This is a genomic window from Devosia sp. A449 (assembly GCF_054489375.1).
On record NZ_JBTMWU010000013.1, the window covers coordinates 14,234 to 39,085 of the forward strand.

Below are 24,852 nucleotides of genomic sequence, written 5' to 3' on the forward strand. Positions count from 1 at the left end.
TCTTGTTCTTCCGCAATGTCATCCCGGCCTTGAGCCGGCTTGAGATCCCAGGGTGGGCCCCGGCTCAAGGCCGGGGTGACACCGAGTATGTGACGCGTTCTGTGGCAGCAGGGAGACCGTCAGCTCCGCTCAAACCCGCGTTTCAGCTCCCAATCGGTGACCCGGCGATCATATTCGAACTGTTCCCACTCGGCGGTGTGGACATAGTGGTCGACCACCGAAGCGCCGAAAGCATCCTTGAGCATGGTGGACTGGCGCAGCGTATCGATGGCTTCGCGCAGCGTCTTGGGGATTTCGCGGAGTTTTTTGCCGCTATAGGCGTCGCCGACAAAGGCCGGCTCCAGCGGCAGCTGGTCCTCGATGCCTTTGATGCCGGCGGCGAGCAGGGCGGCGATGGCCAGATAGGGATTGATATCGGCGCCGCCAATGCGGCATTCGGTGCGGATGGCCTTGGTGCCTTCGCCGCAGAGGCGGAAGCCGGCGGTGCGGTTATCCGGCGACCAGATCGCCTTGGTGGGAGCAAAAGTGCCAGCCTGGAAGCGCTTGTAGCTATTGATATAGGGCGCCAGGAAATAGGTGATGTCGCGGGCATAGGCGAGCTGGCCGGCCATGAAATGCTGCATCAGCGGGCTCATGCCGCGCTCATGCTTGGCATCGACAAACAGCGGCTTGCCGGATTTGTCGGCCAGCGACATGTGGATGTGGCTGGAGGAACCGGCCAGCGAAAAATCCCATTTGGCCATGAAGGTCACGGCCTTGCCTTGCGCCCAGGCGATTTCCTTGGTGGCGTTTTTCAGCACCACATGGCGGTCGGCCATGGTCAGGGCGTCGGAATATTTGACGTTGATTTCTTCCTGCCCCGGGCCCCATTCGCCCTTGGAGGATTCGACCGGAATGCCGGAAGCCTGCAGCTGCTTGCGCAAAGCGCGCATCACGCCTTCTTCCTTGGTGGTCTGGAAGATGTGGTAATCCTGAATGTAATCGCCCGAGGTCTGCAGGTTGCGAAAACCCTTCTGGCTGATGCTGCGATAGTCCTCGTCGAACAGGTAGAATTCGAGTTCGGTGGCGGCATTGGCGGTGTAGCCGAGCTGGGCCAAGCGCTCGATCTGGGTCTTGAGGATGGCGCGCGGGCTGTGCGAGATCGGGGCGTGGTGGTGATCGCTGAGATCGCACAGCACGATGGCGGTGCCCTCGAGCCAGGCGGCTTTCATCAGCGTCGACAGGTCGGGCTGCATGGCGAAATCGCCATAGCCCTTGCCCCAATTGGCCGCCGTGTAGCCGGGCACCGGCTCCATATCGATATCGTCGGCCAGCAGATAGTCGCAGCCATGGGTTGGGTCAGTGGCGGTTTCGAGGAAATACTCGGCCTGCAAGCGCTTGCCGATCAGCCGTCCCTGCATGTCGGGAAAGGCGACCAGCACGGTGTCGATGCTGCCGGCAGCGACATCTGTGCGCAGGGCGTCGAGAGAGTATGCCATTCAAGTCTCCGGGGCATGGTTGGGTGCCGGCCGCGCAAGCGCGACCGGCAAGATGGGTCAGCTGTAGCGGTAGGGCGCCCCGGCCAGCTTCATGTCGGCATTGTACTTCTTGATGATCTCGACCACCCGGCCACTGCGCTCCGACTGCTTGCCGATCTCGTCCCAGAAGGCGATGGCGTCGGTTTCCACCTGCTTCCATTCCGCGTCGGGAATAGTGGTCAGCTCGAGCTTGCCATTGATGCGGTAATTGGCTTCGCCGGCCCAGTACCAGTGCTGGCGGTAGTAGTGCGAGGTGTCGATCATCATGCGGTAAAGCTGCTGCAGATGCGGCGGCAGCTCGTTCCACTTGGCGGTGTTGACGAAATAAGACCCGGCCCAGGCGCCCGAAAGCGGATTGGTGAGGTAGTATTTCAGCGAATTGGCCCAGCCCACGGTGTGCAGCTCGGTGGTGCCGCACCAGCAGATGCCGTCGAGTTCGCCGGTCTGCAGCGCCGGCTCGACGTCTTCATAGGGCAGCGTGACCGGGATGACGCCGTATTTGGCAAGGAACTGGCCCGCGGTGGGGAAGGTATAGACGCGCAGGCCATTGAGATCGGCCAGCGAGTTGATTGGCTTGGTGGTGCCGAAGTTGCAGGGGTCCCAGGCGCCGGTGGACAGCCAGGTCACGGCCGGGATTTCGGCATAGGCTTCTTCCCAGATTTCCTTGAGGCCACGCCAGTGCCACAGCGCCGGCACGTCGAGCGAATAGCGCGAGGCCAGCGGGAAATAGGCGCCGAACACTTTGACGTCCACCGGCGCGGCGGCGGAGTCGTCATCGCTCTGGGCGGCGTCGATGGTGCCAGTCTGGACGGCGCGGAACAGCTCGCCATGCGGCACCAGCTGGTCGGCGGTATAGAGCTCGATGACCATCTCGCCATTGGCGGCGATGTTGAACCAGTCGATGGCGTTCTTGACCACATGTTCGGCCAGCGCCGGGCCGGCATAGGTCTGCAGACGCCAGCGGATCGGCGCCGCCTGCGCCTTGACATAGGGCGTTGCCAGCGCCGTGGCGCCCACAGCGCCGGCGGTGGCCAGGCCCGCTCGCTTCAGAAAGTTACGCTTGTTGAGAATATCAGTCATGTCGGCTTCCTCCCTCATGATGCTGGCGCCCAAGCAATTTGCCGGCACGCCCGTTTGAACGCGACGTCGACTAGGCGGTCTGTGCTCCCCTCATTGGCTTGCCTCTCCCAAAATTCTTCTCCTCATCGCCCGGCATAGAGCCCCGGCAGCCACAGCGCGATCTGCGGAAAGATCATCAGCAGGATCACCGTCAGCGTCATGAGCAGCACGAAGGGCAGGATGGAGCGGTAGATATCGGCCAGCGTGATCTCTGGTGGCGCCATGGCGCGCATCAGGAACAGATTGTAGCCGAAGGGCGGGGTGATGTAGGCGATCTGGCAGGTGATGGTGTAAAGAATGCCAAACCAGATCAGATCAAATCCAAGCAGCCGCACCAACGGAATATACAGCGGCGCGACGATCACCAGCATGGCGGTGTCATCAAGGAACATGCCCATGATGACGAAGCTGAGCAGCATCATGATCAGGATGCCCCAGGGGTCGAGCCCGAAGGTGTTGAGCAGCAGGTTTTCGATGGCCCGCACCGCGCCCAGCCCGTCATAGACCGACGAGAAGCACAGCGCCCCAAGGATAATCCACAGGAACATGCAGCTGATCATCAGCGTGTGCCGCGTGGTGGATTCCAGCACCTTCCAGTCGAGCTTGCCCGACAGCGCCGCCGCGATGGTGGCCAGCACCGCCCCCATGACCGAGCTTTCGGTGAGGCTGGTGGTGCCGGTGAGGAACAGCGTCATCATGATGGCGAACACCGCCACCGGCATGATGCCCTCGCGCAGCAGCACCAGCTTGTCGCGCAGGGTGATCCCCTCCAGTTCCTCGGGTGAAATCGGCGGTCCCAACTCCGGCTGAATACGGCAGCGGATATAGACATAGACCCCGAAAATGGTGGCCATCATCAGCCCGGGCACGATGCCCGCCAGCCATAATTCGGTGATCGGCGCCCGTGCGATCATGGCGAACAGCACCAGCACCACGCTGGGCGGGATCAGGATGCCCAGGGTCGAACCGCCCTGGATCACCCCGGTGACCATGATCTTGTCATAGCCGCGCTTGAGCAGTTCGGGCAGGGCAATGGTGGCGCCGATGGCCATGCCGGCCACCGACAGCCCGTTGATGCAGGAAATCAGCACCATCAGCCCCATCGTGCCCAGCGCCAGCCCGCCCCGGATCGGGCCGAACCACACATGGAACATGCGATAGAGATTGGAGGCGATGCCACTCTCGCTCATCATGTAGCCCATGAAGACGAAGAACGGCACGGTGATCAGCGGATACCAGTTGAGCACCTGAAACGCCTGGTTGAATGGCATTTCGACCGCGCCATTACCCCAGAGCCACAGGCCGGCGGCCGAGCCGACAAAGCCGATGACGCCGAAGACGCGCTGCCCGGTAAACAGCAGCACCATCATCGTGGCAAACATGAAGAGTGTAATGAGTTCGGGGGTCATGAAATGGGCCTACCCATGGCCTGGGCAATGTCCCTGAACAATTGCGCAATGACCTGAAGGAGCATGAGGAAAATGCCGAGGCTCATGGCGACCTTGACGGGCCAGAGCAGGGGCGACCAGGCGGAATAATTTTTCTGGCCATACTGGATGGCGTATTGCGTGCTCGAAATGCCGCCCCACAGCAGCACCACCAGAAAGAAGATGACGGCCAGCAGCGTGATCGCATCCAGAATGGACCGTCCCCGGAGCGGAAGCCGGTCGTAGAACAGGTCCATGCGGACATGCGCGCCCTGCTGGAAGGCATAGGCGCCACCCAGCAGATAATAGGCCGAGAGCAGGAACTGGGTCATTTCCAGCGCCCAGTTGACCGGGGCGCCGAACACGGTACGCGATATCGTCGACCACAGCATGACCGCAGCCATGACAAAAAATATCACCATGGCGAAACGCCCGGCCAGGCGATTGATGCGATCAACCCATTTGACAAAGAGAACTATCGGCTTGGGCACGATGCGGTTTCCTGTCTCTTGGTCATCGGATTCCTTCAGCTATCCGTGTTGCGCTGGCCACAAGGTCTGTCGCGCGGCCACCAGGCTTCGCTCCAGCCGCGCCACCCAATCGGCGACCCCGGCAGGATCGAGAATTTCGTCATTGCGGATTTCGATCATGGTGGACGGCAGCCCGCGCCCGTCGCCGTGCTTTTCCAGCGTCAGCGTCACCCCGTTAAGGGCGGCATAGGGCTCGTTCCAGCCCACATTGAGGGCCGGGTCATCGGCCTTGAGCGCGTCGGACAGCGCCTTGGTAAAGCCGGTATCGACGCCATGGATCAGCCCGATCGGCCAGGGGCGGGCAACGCCGAGATAGACCGGCGTAAACGAGTGCATGCAGACCAGAATGGTTTCCTGCTCCGCCTGCCGGCGCGCCTCTAGCACCGTTTCGACGGCGTCATGATAGGGGCGGTGAAAATGCTCGATCCGGTATTGCCGCTCGGCAGCGTCGAGTTGCTCATTGGCGGCGATACGGGTGCTTTCGGACAGGGTCCAGATCAAATCGGGCGCATCGAGCTCGCGATTGCAGTCGATGACGATGCGCGACACGGTGGATTGCACCAGCGGTGCATCGAGCCGATCCGCCAGACGCTGGCTGACGGCCAGGGCGCCGGGGTCCCAGGCGATATGGCTCAGCCGCTCGGTCGGGGTAAGACCCAGATCGCCATATTTGGCCGGGATGCGATTGCTGGCGTGATCGCAGACAATGACGAAGGGCGACGCCCCGCGCGCATTGGAAACCAGCACCGTTTTTTCACCGCTGACGTCCACAGAGCCCCTACGCAGGATCAGTTAACTTCTGTATCAGTAGTTCCATACGGAGTGAAACTGTCAATACTGAAATCATAAATTCAGAGGGGCGCATGGAAGGAAAGTCAGTTTCGGGCCGGGTCCACGACGCCATCTACCGCCTGACGGCGGCCGAGAAGCGGGCGGCGCGGGGGCTATTGGGGTCGTATCCGACGCTGGGGCTGGCACCGGTCGCCGAATTTGCCCAACAGGTGGGGGCCAGCGCGGCCACGGTGCTGCGCTTCGTCTCCGAGCTGGGCTACAAATCCTATCCCGATTTCCAGCGCGCGCTGCGTGAGGAGATGGAGGAGCGCTCCAAATCGCCGCTGCAACGCAGTCCCGGTCCTGCGGCGGGCGGGGAGGCGCAGTTTTTCGACCGCTTCATCAGCCAGACCGTGGCCAATCTGCAAGACACGGCGGCGCTGATCCCGGCCTCGGAGTTTGAGGCGGTGTGTGCCCGGCTGGCCGAGAACAAGGGCAATTGCCATGTGGCCGGCGGGCGCTTCACCGATTTTCTGGCGGGCTATCTGGAAGCGCATCTGCGGCTGATCCGGCCCGGCGTGCGCCGGCTCGATGGCCGGCCGGCCAGCCGGGCCGATCAGCTCATCGACATCAAGCCGGGCGACACCGCCATTATTTTCGACGTGCGGCGCTACGATCCGAGCCTGCTGGTGCTGGCCGCCGATCTGGTGGCGCGACGAGCGCAAATTGTGCTGATCACCGATGAATGGATGAGCCCTGTCAGCCGCTTCGCCAAACTGGTTCTGCCCTGCCGCACCGAAATGGGCCGCACCTGGGACGCCAATGGCGCGCTGTTCACGCTGGTGGAAGCGATTGTGGCGCGGACCACGGAGCTGAACTGGACGGTGGCGAGCAAGCGGATGGGCTCGATTGAGCCGAAGTAGGTCCGAGTGGTGGGTGCGGATACCGGCGCGCCGTGGTGCTGTCGCCCCCGGCAAGATGGATATGGCACAGCAACTTGGTCTGCCCCCACAGAAGTGGTCCTTTTTGAAGTATGGGATATTCCCCTTTTGAAAGGATACGCAGATGGCTAGGAAACGTCCGACGGCTGAAGAGATCGTCACCAAACGTCGGCAGGTCGATGTACTGACCTCGCAGGGAAAAACGGTCGCGGAGGCTGTGCGCGCGATAGCCGTGACGGAAGTAACCTATTACCGCTGGCGCAAGGAATATGGTGGGCTCAAGGGCGACCAGGTGAAGCGACTGAAGGAGCTTGAGGCGGAGAACGCCCGGCTGCGCAGGGCCGTATCCGACCTGACGCTGGACAAGATGGTCCTGGCGGAGGCCGCCCGGGGAAACTACTGAGCCCTGCTCGCCGTCGCGCTTGCGTGGATCATGTGGTTGAGCAATTCGGCATCTCGCAACGTCGAGCTTGCCGCGTTCTCGGTCAGTACCGATCCACCCAGCGCAAGGCTCCCAAAACCCGCGACGATGAAGCGGCTCTGACCGCTGACATCATCGAACTAGCTACCCAATATGGCCGCTATGGCTATCGTCGGATCACGGCGATGCTGCATCGCACTGGTTGGATGGTGAACCACAAGCGGGTGGAACGGATCTGGCGACGAGAAGGGCTCAAGGTTCCACAAAAGCAGCCCAAACGCGGGCGGCTCTGGCTCAACGACGGATCCTGCATCCGGCTGCGGCCCGAGTATCCCAATCACGTCTGGTTCTGTGACTTCGTCGAGGGTCGCACCCACAATGGCAGAAAGTTCCGCATGCTCAACATCATCGACGAATACACCAGGGAGTGCCTGGCCATCAGGATCAGCCGCAGGCTCAAGGCGGTCGACGTCATCGACGTGCTCACCGACCTGTTCATCCTGCGGGGAACCCCGGGCCATATTCGCTCAGATAACGGCCCTGAGTTCGTTGCCAAGGCCGTGCGAGACTGGATTGCTGCTGTTGGCGCCAAGACCGCGTAGATCATGCCGGGTAGCCCTGGGAGAATGGCTATTGCGAGAGCTTCAACTCCAAACTCCGCGATGAACTGCTCGATGGAGAAATCTTCTACACCCTCAAGGAGGCCCAGATCGTCATCGAAGGCTGGCGGCATCACTACAACACGGAGCGCTCGCACTCGTCGTTGGGCTATAATCCACCGGCGCCAGAGGCCATCTCATGGCCGCCAACTCCAAGCGGATCAGTGACGCCCCAAGTGGCGCCAAATCCGACTATGCACTAACAATACAACCGGACCGCTCACGTGGGGCAGAGCACGCACCGATGGACACTAACGACCAAGGAAGCGTTTAGTGAGGCTTCAAGACGAGGTCGATGTTCGCCAACATCAAAAATATCCCCAGCCTTGAACGTGTGATCAGCAAGGGTTGCCGCATCAAGCTCGACCATCTCTGAGAGAAGAGCACCCGACATGCCAAAACCTTCCTGGACACAGGTCTGGACTAGCGTCTTCGCTATTAGCCTTGCTTTTGCCTCGCTTCGGATTGTCGACGAATGTTTCGGAAGTAATCCTTTGCGCGTCGCCGCCGCATTTTAGAAACACGATCAAAGAACAAGACGCCGTTGGTATGATCTACTTCGTGCTGGACACAAACGGCAAGTGGCCCGGTCGCCGCGAGTTGATGCACTCGTCCGTCAATACCAAGGTATCTTACAGAAATTTCGCCATGGCGGGGCACCGGAATGCCATAGCCAGGCATGGAAAGGCACCCTTCCTCCGCCACGCTCATATCGTCCGACAGCTGAACGATCTCAGGATTGAGCATAGCGAACCGATGGCGATGGTCGTCCGCGTCAGGCATGTCGATTACGACAATCCGCAGAGGCCGCCCGATCTGAACAGCAGCCAATCCTGCGCCTCGTTCGCGGTCCATGATCGAGAACATGGTTTCCGTTAATTTCATGATCTCCTCATTGACCTGTTCCACAGGCAAAGAGGGTGCGGAGAGTATTGGGTGGTCAATGGGCAGAATAGGATTGTCCGGCATGTTCGCTCTCGTTTCAGGAATTTGGGTGGGGGAAGACCGGTCAGGTTGGTGCAGCTCCGCCCTCGTACGTTTGCAGCGGAGGTAGTTCCGGCGCTTCCAATCCGGCAAAGGGATCGCGCCATGCCTCAAGCGCCCAAAGGCGGTCGTGCCAATTCCGTATCCGCGCATATTGATCCAGCGGGAGCACGGCCAAATCGGCAAATGGCAGAACACAGGCCATGCGAAAATCAGCGTAGGAAATGCGGTCTCCCAATAACCACGTCGATTGGAGCAAGTGCTCATCGAGCAGCGCCGCTGCCTCAGCAAATTGCGCCAGGCCCTCGGTGACCACGTCTTGTCGGATCGGTCCCAACCCGTAACGCTGCTTCGTTACGCGTTCAAAATGAACCTTGTCGCAGGCCGCCACGAAATTCCAAGTGCCCCAACTGAGCCAGCGGATCAAGTCAGGGAGGGCATCCCCCATTCGCCAAAAGTCGGAACCGACGAGTTGGGACAGCCGACACGCTATGGCGTCGGCTTCCCAGAGACTGATGAGACCGTCGAACAATATGGGGAGACGCAGATTTGGGTTTAACGGGCGAAAGCGATCCTGCTCTTCGGGGTGAAGCGGTGCGGCAAACTCGTACTCCACTGGCGCGCCGAGAAAACGGGCAACCGCCACAGCGAGACGGGGATTGTAGTTACGGCTGAAATAGAGCTTCAATTCCGACGCTCCCAACGAACTATAATATACTCTATGGTTGCCCGGAAGCAGATGGCTTGCCGTAGGCCGCCAGGAAGACCCGCACCCCGTCTACGGCGTATCGACGCAGATCGGCAGGCTTTGGGATGGCTCCGTCTCCCAACAGCATGGCGCGGTTGAGCGGCTCCGACATGACCAACCAATTGAAGTGGGAGGCCGCCAGCGCCGGATCGTCTATCGACAGCAACCCCCGTTCGCTCAACCGTGCAAAGACCCCAGCCAGTGCAGCCATGGCGCGTTGAGGGCCGCCTTCCCAAAGAACGCGGGCCAGATCGGGAAATCGGCCGACCTCGCCGATCACGAGGCGGCGCAACTGCATCAGCCGCGGGGTAAGCACTGCGGTAAGCTGCCGAAGGGCATATTCTTCAAGATATGCCCTTACGTCTTCTACCTCTGGCTGCGGCCGATTGTGAACATGATCGCTGGTCGCATTGGACATGTTGGTGACGACTTCGACGAACAAGGTCTCTTTGCCGCTAAAATTGCTATAAACTGTCGGCTTGGACACGCCGGCAAGCGTAACGATCTCGTCCATGCTCGCGCCCGCATAACCCTGTTTTAGGAAAACCTCGGTGGCGGCATCCAAAATGATGTGGCGCTTACGCTCTGATTTGCTGAGGCTTTTTTCCGAAGTCATGGCTCTCTCGTTTGGGCTCCAGATTCGCCTCTGCGCCACGTTCTTGACAGAAAAATACCAAACGGTTTAGTTTTGTCAAGTATGGAAACTACACCGTGTAGTAATGGAGCCACTATGCATATCCAGTTCGCCGAACTCCCCGTGCTCGATCAGGACCGCGCAAAGGCGTTCTATGTCGATCGTTTCGATTGCTCAGTAGAAGCAGATCAGCCCATGGGTGATAACGGCTGGCGCTGGATCGAGATGAAACTTCCCGGTGCTGTCACCAATCTTCATTTCATCCGACGCGGCCACGATGGGCGCTCTGCGGAGCCGGTGCTGGTGCTGGTGGACGAGAATGTCGAAGCGACGGTTAGTACGCTTAAATCGAGGGGCGTTGAGTTTGTAACCGAGCCAATGCCAGCCCCCTACGATCCCAGCCGTCTGGTTGCAGAGTTTTACGATAGCGAAGGCAACAGGATCGTGATCAGCAGCCGATGAACGATGCCAATCGACAGGGAGGGGAATGAGATGCCATTCGATTCAAAAAGACTTGCGGACGTTTCCTGTGCCTGCGGTCGTGTTCATTTCGAAGCTGAGCGCGCGCCGATTGGGAGTGTCGTCTGCTATTGCGATGATTGTCAGGCCGGATCGCTGGCGCTCGCCGCATTACCTGACGCACCCCCGGTCTGCGATGAGGACGGCGGCACGGGATACGTTCTTTACAGAAAAGATCGTGTCCGGTGCACGTTGGGCAGCGAACTGCTGGTCGATCATAAGCTGAACGCCCAATCAGCCACTAGCCGCGTTGTAGCAACATGCTGCAATTCGGCGATGATGATGCGCTTCGATGATGTCCGGCATTGGACCTCGATCTATCGGGGGCGATTTGGAAATGACGCTCCATCGCTACGATGGCGCATCTGCACGAAGTTCAAGCGGGATGGCGTCACGATTCCCACGGATGTAGCGGTATCCCAGATGTACCCCATGGGTTTCATGGCCAGGCTTCTGGCCTCCGGCGTCGCAACCTTGCTTCGCATATGACGCTGAAGTTTCGGTGTGCGCGTGATCAAAATTCACTCGACTGTGGCAACTATGTATAGCTGCGTGTACTACCGTTCACCCGGACCTGTGTTTCCAACACAATAAGTCGCCCTCCATCGGCTCCTACCTTTGGAGGGCGCTGTCGTCATCGGGCGCTAGGGAGGCTTGAGACGGTTAGCCGTTGTCAAGAATTCGCTTTTTGGATCAATGCCCCGGTTTTTAGGGGTTAGCCAACCTAAGCTATTGAAATATCCTGATAATGAGGGGACTGGTGGGCCCACCAACTCCCCTCATAGCGCAGAAGCCCGACGGTGCGATGCCAGTAGAGTCAGCCAGCGTCCTTTGGGCGGGGCGTCGTAGCGGCGGCGAGGGCGCCAATTCTGCGGTAGGTGGCGCGGGAGGATAGCAGGTGTACGCGCATGGTGGCGTGGGCCCATTCAGCGTCGCGCAGGACAAAAGCTTCAACCATGTCGCCGTGCTGGCGATTGCTGCGATACAGCTCCTCGCGTTCCCAGTTGTTGAATGTCGGGCTGACGAGAGGTTTGCGCGCGATCGAATTGATCATGTCGCTCAGCAGCGTATTGCCGCCTTGCGTCCAGATGGCGCGGTGGAATGCGGCATTCAGTTCACGATAGGCCCGCCGGTCCGGCTCTTTGGCCTTGATGGCATGGTCCATGCGATCATGGAGGTCCTTCAGGCGCTCAAGGAAGGCGTCGTCGACTTTTTCCATGGCAAGATCCACTGCCACCGGCTCCAGCGCGGCGCGCGCCGAAAAGATATGGATCACCTCATCGGGGTCGGTTTCGGCAACGGTGGCCCGACGATAGGCCTCGCGACGGATGACGCCCTCCGATTGCAGACGGCGCAGAGCTTCGCGCACCGGCGTCCTGCTGACGCCGAGCCGCGTCGCCAGTTCGCCCTCGGGCATGGTGTCGCCGCCAATATAGGTGCCATCGGCAATGAGGCCCCTGATCGCCTCATAGATGTCCTTGCTCATGTCATCTACCTCGCCGATACCTTGCCCGAAGGCTCAGACGCCTCAAAAATCTCTGTCACGCAACCATTGTGACACTATATTGCCGGCTTCGCCCAGTTGGCTGGGCTGATTGACGAAATAGTGGTTGGCGCCATCGACGCATCTAAAGGTTTTGTCTTTGGACGCAACCACATTGAAGATGGCACTGGTGTGGGGCTGGGGCACCGCATCGTCGGCGCCACACTCGATGGCTAGGAACGGCACCGACACGACGCGTCCGGTGACGAGACTATTGGCGTTGGTGTGGTCGGGAGACCACTGGGACAGCCACGAGCGCAGCGTCGAGAGCCGTCCGAGGCCAACCGGTCCGCTATTCACCGTCTCGGGGTGGCCCAGATAAGACCAGCCCGGCGTGCGGTTATTGGGGTCGATGGAGGGGTCGAGGAAGCGCGGGTCGGCCATGGTGCGGTGGGTGACAAAAACGCGTTCTAGCTCTTTTCCGCCTGCCTCACGCAGCCGCTCAAGCGTATCGGTCACCTGACTGGTAATGCGTTGCATGCGGGCCAGCTGGGCGGCGCGATAGGAGGCGATGAATTCCGGCGGGAAGGGCTGGGCGGCACTTTCATAGCCTAGGCGATAAATATTCAGCGCGGGATCGCGGTCGTCCGGGTTGTTTTCGTCTTGCACGGACGGATCAAGCCACTCCGTCAACAGCGTGGCACGCGAGGCATGGGCGGCCAGGCTGAGCACGGCATCGGCCGGAGTGAGCTTCGCACCGATGATATCGAGCGGATCGCCGGCCGGCGTCTGGGTGATGGTGGGATGCTCAGCCTGGGCCTGATAGAGCATGGTCAGAGAGCCGCCGCCGCTCCAGCCGCACAGCACGACGCGGTCATAGCCCCATTCCTGGCGTGCCGCCCGGACATAGGCCCCAAGATCAAGGACGACATTTTCCATGATGAGGGCAGTGTCGTTGCGCTGGTAACGGCTGCCGGCGCAGAGCACGTGATGACCCATTTCGGCCAGGGCGCGGGGCAGGGGCAGTAGCTGCAGCGTCGAGGCCGGATGCATGAAGATCAGCAGGGTCTTTGAAGCCACGCCTTCGGGCGCGATCAGGATGCCCTCAAGATTGGTCCGCCCCTGGCTTCCGGAAAAGCCGTAGGTTTCGGTGAAATTCTGGTTCGCCGAGAAGCTGATATGCTTCCATTCAAAGGTCAGTTTATGCGTGGTCACGACGTGGTGCTCCAGAGATAGCTAAATTCCGGCGTCCGGACGGCTTAGGCAGCGATTTCAGCGCGCGGCGGGGTGAGGCCCGGATGGGCCGCGGCAATGGCACCGTCGTAGAGATGACAGCGCACCCGCCTTCCATCGGCCTGGGTCGCCAGCTCGGGGGCGACGCTGGTGCAGAGATCACTTGCGAAGGGGCAACGCGACGAGAACCGGCATCCGGGTGGAATATTCTGTGGCGAGGGGACGTCACCCTTCAGTTCGATCCGGCTGCGGACGGCGCCAGGCGTCATGTTGGGAATGGCCGCCATCAGGCGCTGCGTATAGGGATGCAGCGGTTCGGCCAGGATGTCTTCGGCCGGGCCTTCTTCGACGATCTGCCCCAGATACATGACGGCGACGTGGTTGCAGATGTAACCGACGGTGGCGATGTCATGCGAGATATAGAGGACCGCCAGCCCGAGTTCGCGCGACAGCTCATCGAGCAGTTCCAGAACGCTGGCCTGAATGGAAACGTCGAGCATCGAGACCGGCTCGTCGGCGACGATGAAGCGCGGCTCGAGCACCAGGGCGCGGGCGATGGCAACGCGCTGGCGTTGTCCGCCGGACAGATCGCTGGGATAGCTGTCGAGATGGGTCGCGGCCGGAATACGCACATGGTCCAGCGCGCGGGCAATGCGGGCCCGCCGCTCTGAGGCCGGGCCGATGCCGTGGATCTTGAGCGGCTCCTCGATGATCTGACCGATGGTCAGCCGCGGATTGAGCGAGCTATAGGGGTCCTGAAAGATGATCTGGGCTTCGCGCCGATATTGCTTGAGCGCCCGCCCCTTGAGGTGGGTGACCGGTTCGCCGCGATAGAGCACATCGCCGCCGGTCGGCTCGTACATCCGAACCAGCGACATGCCGAGCGTGGACTTTCCGCAGCCGGATTCCCCGACCAGTCCGACGATTTCGCGCTCGCCAATGGTGAGATCAACGCCATCAAGGGCGCGGATGGCGGGCGGCGTTCGGCCGGCCAGAGCGCTGACCAGACCGGCGCGCGCCTGAAAATGGGTCTGCAGGTTTTTGGCGGTCACGACCGGTGGTGTCGATGCGCGGGTCATATCGCTGCCTCCTTGGCGCGCCAGGTCTCGGCCTGCTGGGCAGCCAGTCGGAATTCTGGCGCCCGCTCGGCAAAGTGGCAGGCCACGGCGTGGCCATCGGGTGATTGGATCAGCTCGGGTTGCACGGCATGGCAAAGCTCGGTCGCAAACGGGCAACGCGAGGCAAAGCGGCAGCCTGGCGGCGGCATGAGCAGATTGGGCACCGTGCCCGGAATGGAGATCAGCGGCTGCCTGGGCGCGCCCCGGACCGGCAGCTTGGGAAAGGCGTTTTGCAGGCCCATCGTATAAGGATGGCGCGGGCGCTGCAGCACGTCGGCGGTGGCGCCGGATTCGACCAGCTTGCCGGCATACATGACGGCGGTGGTTTCACAGGTTTCCGAGACCACGGCGATATCGTGTGTCACCAAGATCATCGAGCGGCGCAGATGCTCATGGATGCCGCGAATGCGGGTCATGATCTGATCCTGCATGATCGGATCAAGCGCGGTGGTCGGCTCGTCGGCGAGCAACATCCCGGCATTGAGGCTCAATGCCATGGCAATGACGGCGCGCTGGCGCATGCCACCGGAGAACTGGTGCGGAAACTCCCGCAGCCGCGCTGCCGGCAGCCCCACCACCGTGAACATTTCCTCGGCGCGCGCCCAGGCCAGGCTATAGGGGATTTTCTCATGCGCCAGGATGGACTCGACGATCTGGTCGCCGATGCACAGCACCGGATCCAGCGAGTTCATGGCGCTCTGCGTGATCAGCGAAATCTGGGTCCAGCGCACCTTTTCCAGGGCCTTGTCCGACAGGCCGAGAATGTTTTGGCCATTGAGCAGAACTTCGCCGGTGACCGTCGTGGCTTCCGGCAACAGATTCATGATGGCCTTGACCACCGTGCTCTTGCCGCAGCCGGACTCGCCCACCAAGCCGAGGGTGGTCCCGGGCTCGACGGTGAAGGAGACGTTGTCGATGGCGTTGAACGGGCCACGGAAGGTGCCATAGGCGACGCAGAGATTTTTGACTTCAAGCCGGGCGGCCGGCTTTTGCGCCAGGCGCTCGTTCAGGCTTTGCAAAGCGGTCATATCTAGCGCCTCCGCAGTCGTGGATTGGCCTGCTCTTCATAGCCGCGTCCGATGAGATAGAGCGACGACACGAGGAAGATCAGCCCGAGCGAGGGGGGCAGCACCCACCACCATGCGGTGCGCAGGCTGCCGCTGGAGAAGGCGGTGTTGAGCATCTGGCCCCAGCTGATCACGGTCGGGTCGCCCAACCCCAGAAAGCTCAGGCTCGCCTCGGTCAGCACCGCGAAGGCGACCGACATGGTGATCCACAAAAAGATCACGCGAAAAATATTGGGCAGGATGTGTCGCATGATGATGTGGAAATGGGAGGCACCCGCCGCGCGGGCCCATTTCACATAGACCCGCTCGCGCTCGGTGAGCACCGCCGAGCGGATGATGCGGGCACCATTGCGCCAGAACAGCAGCGTAATCACCAGCACGATATTCTCGATGCTCGGCCCGAGCAGGGCGACGGCAACGATCGAAAAGGGCAGGGTCGGAATGGAGAGGGCGACGTCGGTGATCCGCATCAGGACGTCGTCGATGAAGCCACCGAAGTAGCCGGCTACGACGCCGAACACTGTCGAAATGATGCCGACCGCGAAGGCGGCGACGAGGCCGACGACAAAGGCGACGCGGAAGCCGTGCAGGAATTGACTGAGCACGTCGTTGCCGAATGCCGTCGTCCCGAATGGATTGGCCGATGATGGCGGGGCGAGGCGCAGCAGGCGTCCGCTTTCCGTCAACATCGCCTGGAATGGGTCATAGGGCGCCAGCCATGGCGCGAAGATGGCGATGGCAACGAAGATGGCGAGGATGACCATGCCGGCAATCGCGAAGCTGTCGCCCATCAGCAGGATGAAGGATTCGCGGGCCGCGGCCAGCACCCCTTTGCCCGCAATGGGGGCCAGAACGGGTTCTTGGGTCGATTGGCTCATTTGTAGACCACCCGGGGATCGAGTTTGCCGTAGGTGAGGTCGGCCGCCAGGTTGGCGAGCACGATCATCACGGCGAGCAGGAAGAATGCGGCCTGGGCCAGCGGATAGTCCTGCCGCGTAACGGCCAGGACCAGTTCCCGCCCGACGCCCGGCCAGGAGAAGACGATTTCGATGACGACGATACCGGCGATGGTTTCGGCGAGGGCAGGAAACAGCCAGGTGATGAGCGGCAGCAGCGAATTGCGGGCTGCGTGCCAGGCGACGCGCCGGGCCGGAACGCCCTTGGCCCGCACCAGTTCGATATAGTCCTCAGTGCGGTTTTCCACGACGCCACTGCGCATCAGCAGCAGGTTTTCCGGCAGGAAATAAATGATGACGGCGATCAGCGGCAGCGCGAGATGGTGCAGGAAATCCAGCGTCAGGTAACGGGCAAAGCCCTGGGTCGGACCGGGGTCGCCCATGCCGAAACCGGGGAACCAGCCGAGTGTGCTCGAAAACACCGTCAGCAGGGCGATGCCGATGACGAAGCTGGGCGCGCCGCGAATGATCGTGGCGAGGAAGATGCCGCCGCGCTCGATCTTGCCGCCGCGTTTGGACCACCCCACCAGCATGCCAAGCGCCGCGCCGGCAAAAGCCCCGAGCAGCAGCCCCGGCACCGCGATCCACAGCGTATTGCCGATCAGCGGCCAGAGCACTTCCCAGACGGGCTTGCGGTAGAAGAAGGACGCGCCGAAATCGCCGCGCAGCAGATTGCCCATGTAATGCAGATACTGGTCCCAGAGTGACCCACTCAGGCCCCACTGCGCGATAAGGGTCTCGCGGGCCGCGTCGGTCATGCCGCGTTCCATCAGAACGGCCGTTGGGTCGGCCGGCATCACGCGGAACATCACGAACATGATCGTGGTCACGGCCCAAACGACCACTAGGGCTTGCGCAAGGCGGCGCAGAATATAGGCTCTCATCGGGTTTTCTCCGGCAAGGAACGGCCAGGGGTGGGGTGCGAATCCGGCTGTTGGCTATGGCTCGCGACCACAAGATTTGGAGCGAGGGTCTGATCCAGTCAAACCGCCATCGCGCTCCGGAGCGAAATGGCCCGCCGCGTTGGCGGCGGGCCATTCTTGCATTTAGTTCGGCGGATAATGCAGGCGACCCTGGGCATCCCAGCCATAACCGGCGGCTTCGAGCGTGGCACGAGCCGCGTCGATGTCGAACGGAATGGGCTTGAGATCGGGGTTGTGCCACATGCCCAACTGGGTTGGCACCGAGCCTTCGCCGGCCGGCACCGCAAAACCGAGCCAGCCTTCAACTGCAGCGCGCTGCTTGTTGGTGGCAAGGCGCAGAGCCTCACGGAAGGCGAGATCGGTGAAGGGCGCCTTCTGGTTGTTCAGCCAGACCAGAAGCGAGCCATGCGAGGGAATCTCGAGGAAGTCGAGAGACGCTTCCTGAGCCGCAAGGTCGCTCATGGCTGCCACCGGCAGAACGGTCGTCGCAATGTCTGCCGCACCCGAAAGCATGGCCGAACGGATGGCGTCGGCCTGGCCAAGCGCCAGGCGGCGCAGGCCGTCATATTGCGGTGCGTTGAAGTGGGCGGTGTTGGTGTCGAGTTCATGGACCTCGTTCATGCGCCAGGTCTTGAACTTGAACGGCCCGCTGCCGATCGCCACGCCGTCAGCGACGACATCACGAGCCGTCACGTCACCTTCATAGTCGGCCCACAGATGCTCGGGCAGAATGAAGAGATAGGTCAGCACAGTGGTGACGAAGGCGGCGTCCGAGGTCTTGAGTTTGACGTCGAAAGTGCGCTCGTCAATGACTTCGGCGCTCTCCAGATTGGCGATGCGCGAGCTCATGGCCGGCGGCTGTGCCTTGACGACCATGTTGAGGGTGAAGGCCGCGTCGGCAGCGGTGACCGGCTTGCCGTCGTGGAAAGTCATGCCGTCGCGTAGCACGATGCGGACCGTCTGGGGATCGGTGAACTCCCAGGATTCGGCGGCCCACGGCACGGTCTCGCCCTGTGCGTTGTTCTTGGCGAAGGTGTCGTAGACGAAGCGTAGCCAACCCACGGCACCTTCTTCGGCGAGCGGATTGTAGGTTGTTACGTCTTCCAGATAGGCCCAGTCCAGAATGCGGTCATCGGTCTTGGGAACAGCCGATAGCCACGGGTCTACCAAGCCTTCATGGGCCGCGACCGGCGCCGGGCTGGTCACATTGTCCCATTTGTCGCTGTTCCACAGGATGCCGTAAACCGTGTTGGTCGCGGGCCACCAGGGCGCCTGATCGTAGAAGCGCTGCTGGGCGGCATAGACAGTTTCAAGGCGCTGAGCCTGATCGACCTGGCTGCGCTGGGCGGTGGCCAGTGCGGTAAATTCCTCGTCGCACCATTTTGCGCCATTGCGGCGCGCGCCACAGGCGCCAAGGTCATAGAGCCAGTAGGTGGGATCAACGCGGTCCGGATCGGCGCCCACGGTGAAGACGGCCATATCCTCGAGGCCGCCACCGACCATGATGTTGGAGATGAAGGCGCTGAACTGCACCGGCTGCAGCTGGAAACTCAGGCCGAGCTTGGCCCATTCTTCGCTCATGACGCGGGCGGACTGTTCGTACATCGGCCCCATGTCTGATGCGTAATAGGCGATCTGGAGTTCGGGAACCGGCTCGCCCAGTGTCTGAGCTTGGGCGGTCCCCGTCATAAGCGCGATACTCATCGGCAGCAGGGCCATGGCCCGCCACGATCGTGCAGAAAGCGTCATCGTTGTTTCCTCCTCGAAATTGTCCGGCATGTGTTGCCGGCGCCCCGACTGCCTGTTGCTCCCCGCTGGGATTGCAGGAGTGCCTCCTCTGGCATGCCTGAAAGTGTATACCAAAAGCACTTGTGTCAATCAAATATTGCTGGATAATAGCGGATCAACGACGAAAGTGGATACACTTTTGGTGGGTTGATACAAGTTGGAGGGCTTACATGCGACACAGTTGGGTTCCGGGGGCGAATGAGCCCAAGTGTGATTTCCCGTTGGCAAACTTGCCTTATGGGGTGTTTTCCACGCCGGGCAGCGCGCCGCGCTGTGGCGTCGCCATCGGGGATAGCGTGATCGACCTCGCGGCGCTCAGCGATGCCGGATTGCTGGGCGCAGTGGCCGCCGATTGTGGTTTTGAGCAAGATTCTATCAACAGTTTCATGGAGCAGGGCAGGGCGGTCTGGGACGCGATCCGCGCCGGGCTGACCGAGCTTCTGGCCGAGGATGGCTCCCCGGCTTTGCGGGACAATGCGCGCTTGCGGGACGCAGCGCTGCTGCCCCTCGAATCGGTCAGCCTGCACCTGCCGTTCCGCGTGGGTGGTTACACCGACTTCTTCGCCGGCCGGCAGCACGCCGTCAATTCCGGCACAATTCTGCGGGGGGCGAACAACGCCCTCACCCCAAACTGGCCGCATATGCCGATCGCCTATAACGGGCGCGCCTCCTCGGTGGTGGTCTCGGGTACGCCGGTCCGCCGCCCGCTTGGTCAATTCCTCGTTGAAGGCGAGGAAGGTCCGCATTTCGGTCCCAGCCGTCGGCTGGATATTGAAGTGGAGTTTGGGGCCGTCGTCGGGACGTCGACCGCCCACGGCGACATTCTTAGCGTCGCTGAAGCCCATGAGCATATTTTTGGTTTCGTGCTGCTCAACGACTGGTCGGCGCGCGATATTCAGCGCTGGGAAGGCCAGCCGCTCGGCCCCTTCCAGTCAAAGGCCACCGCGACCACGATCAGTCCCTGGGTTGTGCCGCAGGCGGCGCTCGCCGCTTTCCGTGTGCCGTCGCCCGAACGTGACGTTCCGCTGCTGCCCTATCTGCAAGAACCGGCCGATTATTGCCTCGATATCAATATCGAAGCATGGCTGGGGGCGGGTGCGGTGGAGCCGGCGCGGCTGGTGTCCACCAACACCAGGCATCTATATTATTCCGCGCCGCAACTGCTCGCCCATCACGCCATTAGCGGTTGCCGCATGCAGGTGGGCGACTTGCTGGGTTCGGGCACCATTTCCGGCCCCGAACGTCGCCAATTTGGCTGCATGATGGAACAGAGCTGGGGCGGGCGCGACCCAATTCAGCTGGAGAACGGGCTGGAGCGGATCTTCCTCGAAGATGGCGACAGCGTGCGGATGACAGGCTGGGCCCAGGGCGAAGGCTACCGCATCGGCTTTGGCTCCTGTGACGGACAGATTATGCCTGCCCATGCCTGGCCAAAGCGGTAGCGGCGGTCATGCAAATCTGCCGTTTCAATGATAATCGCCTGGGCGTCGTACGCGACAACCGCGTCTATGACGTGTCGGCTGTGCTCGATAGGCTGCCGGTTTTTCGCTATCCGCTGCCCGAGCATGACCCGCTGATCGCGGCCTTGCCGGAACTGCGGCCAATCATCGAAGCCATGTTGGCGGGGGCGCATTCCGTCGACCTTGCCAGCGTGCGCCTGCTGCCGCCGGTGGCCTCACCGCGCAAGATCGTGGCTGCCCCGGTCAATTACCGCAAACATATCGAAGAGGCTCGCAGCGATGCGGCCATCCATCATCACCAAACCATCCTCGACATCGACAGGGCCGGGCTGTTTCTGAAAGCGACAAGCTCGCTGATCGGCCCATCCGATCCGGTGATGATCCGTCATGCCGACCGGCGCAACGATCATGAAATCGAACTGGTTGCGGTGATCGGCAAGACCGCCGATCGGGTGACGCCGGAGGAGGCGCTTGCCTACGTGGCCGGCTATTGCGTCGGCCTCGACATGACGGTGCGCGGCACCGAAGAGCGGTCGATGCGGAAATCGGTGGATACGTTCAGCGTCATCGGTCCCTGGATGGTGACGGCTGACGAGATCGCGGACCCCGGCCAACTCGGACTGGAACTGCGGGTCAATGGTGAGTTGCGCCAGCAAGCGTCAACGGCCGACCTGCTGCGGGACCTGCCGTCCCTGATCGCCCTGGCGTCGTCCTTCTACACGCTCAGGCCCGGCGATTTGCTGTTCACCGGTACGCCCGAAGGGGTTGGTGCAGTGAAACCCGGCGACACCATCACCGCCTGGATCGAAAGCATCGGCACCATGCAGGTCGCGGTCCACTAATTTCACCTTCATCAAGGATTTCATCATGAGCTATGTCGTCGAACCCATGCCCGTCCAGAGCCTGCCCGTGGCCGGCGAGGACGCCCGCTTCCCCTTGCGGCGCATCTTTTGCGTGGGGCGGAACTATGCCGACCACGTGGTCGAGATGGGCTTCGTGCCGGAGCGCGAGGCGCCGTTCTTTTTCACCAAGCCGATCGACGCCATCGTTGAGGACGGCGCAACGGTGCCCTATCCCCAGCTGACGGAGAATTTTCACCACGAGGCCGAGCTGGTCATCGCCATCGGCAAGGAAGGGACCGACATTCCGGTCGAAGACGCACTCGATCATGTCTTCGGCTATGCCGTGGGCAATGATCTGACGCGTCGCGATCTGCAATTTGCCCTGCGCGACCGGAGCCGCCCCTGGGATTGGAGCAAGGCGTTCGACAAGTCGGCTGTTTGCGGCGCGGTGCATCGTGCCGTGGCTGGCAAACTTCCGGAGGAAGCGCGTCTTCAGTTGCTGGTCAACGGCGACAAACGGCAGGACAGCCCGCTGGCAGCGATGGTCTGGTCGATTCCTGAAATCATTGCGGCGCTGTCGACCTCGGTGCGGATCCGTCCCGGCGATCTGGTCTATACCGGCACCCCATCGGGCGTTGGGCCGCTCCTTCCCGGCGACGTCTGCACTGTCTCGGTGACGGGTCTGAGCGCGGTCACGACGACGATTGGTCAGCGCGAATGAGTGCGCTGACCCTGCATAACTACTTCCGCTCATCGACCTCGATCCGCGTGCGGGTGGCCCTGGCGCTCAAGGGGCTCGATTATGATTATGTCGCCTGGAACCTGCGCGAGGGCGCGCAGCAATCGCCCGATTATCTGGCAATCAATCCGCACGGCGTGGTGCCCACGCTGGTTGTCGATGGACAGGCGCTGACGCAGTCGATCCCGATCATGGAGTATCTGGAGGAAACTGTTCCCGATCCGGCGCTGTTGCCGGCCGATCCGTTGGACCGTGCGCGCGTGCGTGGCCTTGCGGCGATGATCGCTTGCGACATTCATCCACTCAACAACCTGAAAGTGCTGACCTATCTGGAGGCGGAGCTGGGCCTCGATACCGAGGCGCGTGCGCGCTGGTTCCAGCACTGGGTCCGGACGACATTCGCGCCGCTTGAAGCGATGTTGGCCAATGACCCGCGAACCGGAAAATTCTGCCACGGCGATAAGCCGGGTTTCGCCGATATCTGTCTTTATGCCCAGGTCGTCAACAATCGCCGCTTCAAGATAGGGCTTGAAGACTATCCGACCATCGGCAGAATTTACGATGCTTGTGGCGCGCTCCCGGCTTTCATCGAGGGTGGTCCAGAGGCGCAGCCCGACGCTTTGTAGCGTCATTCGCCGGCGATCAGGGGATGTTAGAAATCACGGCGACAAGCTGGATTTCAACCGGGGCGTCCGATGGAAGCGAGGCCACGCCGACGGCGGCGCGGCTGCCGATGGCCTGCGCGCCCAATTCATCGAGCAGGTATTGGGAGGCATAGTCGGCCAGTTTGCTATGCTGCTGGAAATCGGGCTTTGCCGCGATGAAGACGGTCATGCTGAGGATGTGGCTGACCGCCTCGTGCTCGCTACAGAGATTGCGGGCGGCGATCAGCGCATTGCTTGCGGCCAGGACGACAGCGTCCTGGTGGCTGTCGAGCGGGTCGGTGGCGCCAATCTTGCCGGTGCTGGTCAGCACGCCAGCGCGGCGCGGGGTCATGCCTGAGGTGTAAACCAGATCGCCGTGGCGGCGGGCCGCCAGATAGAGGCCCTGCGGCACGGGGCCCGGCGCTGGCTGGGCGCTCATGTCCGGTACCGCTCGATCAATTGCACCATCCGATCAATGGCTTCGGCTGCGGCCGCGTGATCCTGGGAAAAATTCAATCGCACGCTATCGAGCGAATGCGGGCCGAATTCGGAGCCCGGGGTGACGGTTACGCCGGCCTGGTGACGCAGGATCTTGACGAAATCCTGGGTTGAGACGGCCAGCGGGGGCAGGGTGGGAAAAATATAGCTGCCCGCCTCCGGCGCGCGGACTTTCAGGCCTTCCACCGTGGTGAAGCGGGAGATCAGCGCGTCGCGGATGGCCTGATGCAGCGCGATGCGTTCAGCCATCCAGCCGGCGGGCTCGGCAAACCAGGTGTTGAGCACGGCCTGGCTGTAGCCCGGCGCGCGCAATGAGACGATGGCCTGCAGCTTTTCCATGCGCGCAATGATCGTGCTGGAGCCAAAGCCGACGCCGAGACGGTAGCCGCTCAGGGACTCGGTCTTGGATGGCCCCATGATGGTGATGACATTGTCGGGGTCGATATCGGTGGCGCGCAGATGGGTATAGTCGCGGCCTTGGTAAAGCAGGCGGGAATAGAGCTGATCGACAATGACGGTGGCGCCGTAGGCCTGCGCGAGGCGTGAAATCTGGCTGATTTCGGTGCTGGAATAGACCGTGCCGGCGGGATTGTTCGGATTGGAGAACAGGAACACCTTCGCGCCGTCGCGGAACGCGGCTTCCAATTGGCCGAGATCCAGTCCGGCGCCTGCGCCGCCGCCAAGATAGTCCAGCTTGATCGGCACCATCACGCCGTCGAAAAACTGCACCAGTTTGCGGTTGGCGAAATAGTCGGGCTGCACGACGGCCACCTTGTCTCCCGCAGCCACCGTCGCTGCTACCGCCAGAAACAGGGCACCTTGCGTGCCGGGGGTGATGATCATGCCGTCACTGGCCGAGACCGGCGCGCCGGTGAAGTCGGCGAGCCGCTCAGCCAGGGGCTCCCGGATCGCCAGGCTGCCGCGATACTCGGTATAGGCCTGCTCGCCGCCCCGGTTGACGCCGGCGGTAAAGGCTTCAAAAGCGCCCGGCGTCGGATGAAACGCATCGACGTCGCCATGCGAAAAATCCACTGGCCGGCCTTCGATGCGTGCTCCGCGCAGGCCGGCCTCCAGGCCGGCGGCGCTCTGGCGAGCTTCCTGGCCGGGGGCGTTGTCGGTGGCCAGCTGGGCGTATTTGGTCTCTATCAGGCTCATCTTCGTCCCTCACGGCCGCCGGGTTTCCTGAACGCACGGTGTGTCGATTTATACACGCGGTGCAGCGGTTGTGGAGCGCGCTTTGTCTGCTTCTGCTGGCAGCATGCTGACAGTTTTCTTGCGGTTTTCTGGTGTACGGCTAGCGCTTGAACACCACGCCACCGAGCCAGCCGGTAAACAGCGCCAGCAGCACGCAGACCAGGCCGTAGAGAAATGGCTGCTGCACCGAGGTCAGCGCCAGGAAGCGCTCGAAGCCGATCTTGCGCACGGCAAAGCCTTCCGACTTGCGGGCGATGATCTCGCCATTCTTGAACACATAGGTCAGGGCGATATAGGGGCCGGGCGGCGCATTGCTGGGCAGGGTCAGGCGGGCCGAATAGAAGTTGTCGGCGAGGAAATTGACGGCGTTCTCCTGCACCCCGAACAGGCCTTCCTCGGTCATCAGCCGCACCAGTTCGCGACCGAAGATTGCGGTCTTCCACCAGTCGGCGCTGGTGGTCGACAGCGTATAGGCCTCGGGCAGGATGGCGTTGGCGGTCAGCGTGGTGACGTCGGTGATGTCGGTCAGCCGGCTGCTCGACAGCACGTGGAAATAGCTTGGGAAATTGCGGAACTCGACCTGATCGGTGTTGATCCAGGCGCCGAAATTATTGGTCATCTGGCGGGCGACGCGGTT

General features: G+C 61.7%; 25 protein-coding genes and 1 pseudogene. 8 read left to right on the forward strand and 18 right to left on the reverse strand.

The genetic code is table 11. From position 1 onward, the window contains the following. Positions 1-119: 119 nt before the first annotated feature. The 5 genes from ACX3OW_RS21420 to ACX3OW_RS21440 form a co-directional block, all read right to left on the reverse strand. The gene (locus tag ACX3OW_RS21420; RefSeq protein ID WP_459097816.1) at positions 120-1,478 is read right to left on the reverse strand and encodes a glutamine synthetase family protein; all 1,359 of its coding nucleotides are present in this window, start codon (positions 1,476-1,478) and stop codon (positions 120-122) included. A 57-nt stretch (positions 1,479-1,535) separates the two neighbouring features. After that, complete coding sequence (locus tag ACX3OW_RS21425; RefSeq protein WP_459097817.1) at positions 1,536-2,597, reverse strand: type 2 periplasmic-binding domain-containing protein; 1,062 nt, start codon at positions 2,595-2,597, stop codon at positions 1,536-1,538. Positions 2,598-2,719: 122 nt separating this feature from the next. Then, on the reverse strand, positions 2,720-4,045 hold the full coding sequence (locus ACX3OW_RS21430; protein ID WP_459097818.1) for a TRAP transporter large permease: 1,326 nt from the start codon (positions 4,043-4,045) through the stop codon (positions 2,720-2,722). Then, complete coding sequence (locus tag ACX3OW_RS21435) at positions 4,042-4,554, reverse strand: TRAP transporter small permease subunit (RefSeq protein WP_459097819.1); 513 nt, start codon at positions 4,552-4,554, stop codon at positions 4,042-4,044. The genes ACX3OW_RS21430 and ACX3OW_RS21435 overlap by 4 nt, the downstream gene beginning before the upstream one ends. Positions 4,555-4,593: 39 nt before the next feature. Continuing rightward, complete coding sequence (locus ACX3OW_RS21440) at positions 4,594-5,340, reverse strand: N-formylglutamate amidohydrolase (protein WP_459097820.1); 747 nt, start codon at positions 5,338-5,340, stop codon at positions 4,594-4,596. A gap of 116 nt (positions 5,341-5,456) precedes the next feature. On the opposite strand from ACX3OW_RS21440, the gene ACX3OW_RS21445 reads away from it, so the two are divergent. Together ACX3OW_RS21445 and ACX3OW_RS21450 are read left to right on the forward strand one after the other, a co-directional pair. Then, positions 5,457-6,287 carry a MurR/RpiR family transcriptional regulator gene (locus ACX3OW_RS21445; protein WP_459097821.1) on the forward strand — a complete coding sequence of 277 codons (831 nt, stop codon included), beginning with the start codon at positions 5,457-5,459 and terminating at the stop codon, positions 6,285-6,287. Between the two features lie 142 nt (positions 6,288-6,429). Further along, positions 6,430-7,588 (forward strand): annotated as a pseudogene (locus ACX3OW_RS21450) (IS3 family transposase). A 235-nt stretch (positions 7,589-7,823) separates the two neighbouring features. Here ACX3OW_RS21450 and def read toward each other — a convergent pair. Genes def through ACX3OW_RS21465 form a run of 3 tightly spaced genes read right to left on the reverse strand, consistent with a single transcriptional unit; the run spans position 7,824 to position 9,733 of the window. Beyond that, entirely contained in the window at positions 7,824-8,354 is a 531-nt protein-coding gene (gene def / locus ACX3OW_RS21455) for a peptide deformylase (RefSeq protein ID WP_459097822.1), read from the reverse strand. A gap of 40 nt (positions 8,355-8,394) precedes the next feature. Beyond that, a complete protein-coding gene (locus tag ACX3OW_RS21460) occupies positions 8,395-9,057 on the reverse strand; it encodes a glutathione S-transferase family protein (RefSeq protein WP_459097823.1) in 663 nt (220 codons plus the stop codon). 31 nt (positions 9,058-9,088) lie between these two features. After that, on the reverse strand, positions 9,089-9,733 hold the full coding sequence (locus tag ACX3OW_RS21465) for a TetR/AcrR family transcriptional regulator (protein WP_459097824.1): 645 nt from the start codon (positions 9,731-9,733) through the stop codon (positions 9,089-9,091). 114 nt (positions 9,734-9,847) lie between these two features. Between ACX3OW_RS21465 and ACX3OW_RS21470 the strand changes: the two genes are divergently transcribed. Next, a complete protein-coding gene (locus ACX3OW_RS21470) occupies positions 9,848-10,213 on the forward strand; it encodes a VOC family protein (RefSeq protein WP_459097825.1) in 366 nt (121 codons plus the stop codon). A 30-nt stretch (positions 10,214-10,243) separates the two neighbouring features. Further along, entirely contained in the window at positions 10,244-10,759 is a 516-nt protein-coding gene (locus ACX3OW_RS21475; RefSeq protein ID WP_459097826.1) for a GFA family protein, read from the forward strand. A gap of 328 nt (positions 10,760-11,087) precedes the next feature. Here ACX3OW_RS21475 and ACX3OW_RS21480 read toward each other — a convergent pair whose 3' ends face one another. The 7 genes from ACX3OW_RS21480 to ACX3OW_RS21510 form a co-directional block, all read right to left on the reverse strand. Continuing rightward, the gene (locus tag ACX3OW_RS21480; RefSeq protein ID WP_459097827.1) at positions 11,088-11,756 is read right to left on the reverse strand and encodes a GntR family transcriptional regulator; all 669 of its coding nucleotides are present in this window, start codon (positions 11,754-11,756) and stop codon (positions 11,088-11,090) included. A 42-nt stretch (positions 11,757-11,798) separates the two neighbouring features. After that, complete coding sequence (locus ACX3OW_RS21485) at positions 11,799-12,968, reverse strand: alpha/beta hydrolase family protein (protein WP_459097828.1); 1,170 nt, start codon at positions 12,966-12,968, stop codon at positions 11,799-11,801. Between the two features lie 44 nt (positions 12,969-13,012). Further along, the gene (locus ACX3OW_RS21490; RefSeq protein WP_459097829.1) at positions 13,013-14,065 is read right to left on the reverse strand and encodes an ABC transporter ATP-binding protein; all 1,053 of its coding nucleotides are present in this window, start codon (positions 14,063-14,065) and stop codon (positions 13,013-13,015) included. Then, the gene (locus tag ACX3OW_RS21495; protein WP_459097830.1) at positions 14,062-15,132 is read right to left on the reverse strand and encodes an ABC transporter ATP-binding protein; all 1,071 of its coding nucleotides are present in this window, start codon (positions 15,130-15,132) and stop codon (positions 14,062-14,064) included. The genes ACX3OW_RS21490 and ACX3OW_RS21495 overlap by 4 nt, the downstream gene beginning before the upstream one ends. 2 nt (positions 15,133-15,134) lie before the next feature. Further along, on the reverse strand, positions 15,135-16,049 hold the full coding sequence (locus ACX3OW_RS21500) for an ABC transporter permease (RefSeq protein ID WP_459097831.1): 915 nt from the start codon (positions 16,047-16,049) through the stop codon (positions 15,135-15,137). Next, positions 16,046-17,011, reverse strand: a complete 966-nt coding sequence (locus ACX3OW_RS21505) for an ABC transporter permease (protein ID WP_459097832.1) — start codon at positions 17,009-17,011, stop codon at positions 16,046-16,048. The genes ACX3OW_RS21500 and ACX3OW_RS21505 overlap by 4 nt, the downstream gene beginning before the upstream one ends. A gap of 162 nt (positions 17,012-17,173) precedes the next feature. Continuing rightward, entirely contained in the window at positions 17,174-18,799 is a 1,626-nt protein-coding gene (locus ACX3OW_RS21510; protein ID WP_459097833.1) for an ABC transporter substrate-binding protein, read from the reverse strand. Between the two features lie 209 nt (positions 18,800-19,008). Here ACX3OW_RS21510 and fahA point away from each other — a divergent pair, with 209 nt between their 5' ends. The 4 genes from fahA to maiA are packed head-to-tail and all read left to right on the forward strand — an operon-like array spanning position 19,009 to position 22,505. After that, positions 19,009-20,280: a fumarylacetoacetase gene (gene fahA, locus ACX3OW_RS21515; protein ID WP_459097834.1), complete on the forward strand. Its 1,272-nt coding sequence runs from the start codon at positions 19,009-19,011 to the stop codon at positions 20,278-20,280. An 8-nt stretch (positions 20,281-20,288) separates the two neighbouring features. After that, the gene (locus tag ACX3OW_RS21520; RefSeq protein WP_459097835.1) at positions 20,289-21,140 is read left to right on the forward strand and encodes a fumarylacetoacetate hydrolase family protein; all 852 of its coding nucleotides are present in this window, start codon (positions 20,289-20,291) and stop codon (positions 21,138-21,140) included. Positions 21,141-21,165: 25 nt separating this feature from the next. After that, on the forward strand, positions 21,166-21,861 hold the full coding sequence (locus ACX3OW_RS21525; protein WP_459097836.1) for a fumarylacetoacetate hydrolase family protein: 696 nt from the start codon (positions 21,166-21,168) through the stop codon (positions 21,859-21,861). Next, a complete protein-coding gene (maiA, locus tag ACX3OW_RS21530) occupies positions 21,858-22,505 on the forward strand; it encodes a maleylacetoacetate isomerase (RefSeq protein ID WP_459097837.1) in 648 nt (215 codons plus the stop codon). Before ACX3OW_RS21525 ends, maiA begins: the two co-directional genes overlap by 4 nt. Positions 22,506-22,521: 16 nt before the next feature. Here maiA and ACX3OW_RS21535 read toward each other — a convergent pair whose 3' ends face one another. The 3 genes from ACX3OW_RS21535 to ACX3OW_RS21545 all read right to left on the reverse strand — a co-directional run. Further along, positions 22,522-22,962, reverse strand: coding sequence for a RidA family protein (locus ACX3OW_RS21535; protein WP_459097838.1), 441 nt, complete (start codon positions 22,960-22,962; stop codon positions 22,522-22,524). Then, positions 22,959-24,176, reverse strand: a complete 1,218-nt coding sequence (locus ACX3OW_RS21540; RefSeq protein ID WP_459097839.1) for a pyridoxal phosphate-dependent aminotransferase — start codon at positions 24,174-24,176, stop codon at positions 22,959-22,961. The genes ACX3OW_RS21535 and ACX3OW_RS21540 overlap by 4 nt, the downstream gene beginning before the upstream one ends. Before the next feature lie 139 nt (positions 24,177-24,315). Continuing rightward, positions 24,316-24,852, reverse strand: a 537-nt coding sequence (locus tag ACX3OW_RS21545; RefSeq protein WP_459097840.1) for a TIGR02186 family protein, incomplete at its 5' end; no start/stop codon positions are given.

Excerpts from the sequence above, each read along its gene's own strand:
- ACX3OW_RS21425 (WP_459097817.1), bottom strand. The coding sequence starts at position 2,597 with ATGACTGATATTCTCAACAAGCGTAACTTTCTGAAGCGAGCGGGCCTG.
- ACX3OW_RS21420 (WP_459097816.1), bottom strand. The coding sequence starts at position 1,478 with ATGGCATACTCTCTCGACGCCCTGCGCACAGATGTCGCTGCCGGCAGC.
- ACX3OW_RS21525 (WP_459097836.1), top strand. The coding sequence starts at position 21,166 with ATGAGCTATGTCGTCGAACCCATGCCCGTCCAGAGCCTGCCCGTGGCC.
- ACX3OW_RS21480 (WP_459097827.1), bottom strand. The coding sequence starts at position 11,756 with ATGAGCAAGGACATCTATGAGGCGATCAGGGGCCTCATTGCCGATGGC.
- ACX3OW_RS21445 (WP_459097821.1), top strand. The coding sequence starts at position 5,457 with ATGGAAGGAAAGTCAGTTTCGGGCCGGGTCCACGACGCCATCTACCGC.
- ACX3OW_RS21475 (WP_459097826.1), top strand. The coding sequence starts at position 10,244 with ATGCCATTCGATTCAAAAAGACTTGCGGACGTTTCCTGTGCCTGCGGT.
- def (WP_459097822.1), bottom strand. The coding sequence starts at position 8,354 with ATGCCGGACAATCCTATTCTGCCCATTGACCACCCAATACTCTCCGCA.
- fahA (WP_459097834.1), top strand. The coding sequence starts at position 19,009 with ATGCGACACAGTTGGGTTCCGGGGGCGAATGAGCCCAAGTGTGATTTC.
- ACX3OW_RS21495 (WP_459097830.1), bottom strand. The coding sequence starts at position 15,132 with ATGACCGCTTTGCAAAGCCTGAACGAGCGCCTGGCGCAAAAGCCGGCC.
- ACX3OW_RS21465 (WP_459097824.1), bottom strand. The coding sequence starts at position 9,733 with ATGACTTCGGAAAAAAGCCTCAGCAAATCAGAGCGTAAGCGCCACATC.
- ACX3OW_RS21430 (WP_459097818.1), bottom strand. The coding sequence starts at position 4,045 with ATGACCCCCGAACTCATTACACTCTTCATGTTTGCCACGATGATGGTG.
- ACX3OW_RS21500 (WP_459097831.1), bottom strand. The coding sequence starts at position 16,049 with ATGAGCCAATCGACCCAAGAACCCGTTCTGGCCCCCATTGCGGGCAAA.
- ACX3OW_RS21470 (WP_459097825.1), top strand. The coding sequence starts at position 9,848 with ATGCATATCCAGTTCGCCGAACTCCCCGTGCTCGATCAGGACCGCGCA.
- ACX3OW_RS21490 (WP_459097829.1), bottom strand. The coding sequence starts at position 14,065 with ATGACCCGCGCATCGACACCACCGGTCGTGACCGCCAAAAACCTGCAG.
- ACX3OW_RS21510 (WP_459097833.1), bottom strand. The coding sequence starts at position 18,799 with ATGACGCTTTCTGCACGATCGTGGCGGGCCATGGCCCTGCTGCCGATG.
- ACX3OW_RS21505 (WP_459097832.1), bottom strand. The coding sequence starts at position 17,011 with ATGAGAGCCTATATTCTGCGCCGCCTTGCGCAAGCCCTAGTGGTCGTT.
- maiA (WP_459097837.1), top strand. The coding sequence starts at position 21,858 with ATGAGTGCGCTGACCCTGCATAACTACTTCCGCTCATCGACCTCGATC.
- ACX3OW_RS21540 (WP_459097839.1), bottom strand. The coding sequence starts at position 24,176 with ATGAGCCTGATAGAGACCAAATACGCCCAGCTGGCCACCGACAACGCC.
- ACX3OW_RS21520 (WP_459097835.1), top strand. The coding sequence starts at position 20,289 with ATGCAAATCTGCCGTTTCAATGATAATCGCCTGGGCGTCGTACGCGAC.
- ACX3OW_RS21535 (WP_459097838.1), bottom strand. The coding sequence starts at position 22,962 with ATGAGCGCCCAGCCAGCGCCGGGCCCCGTGCCGCAGGGCCTCTATCTG.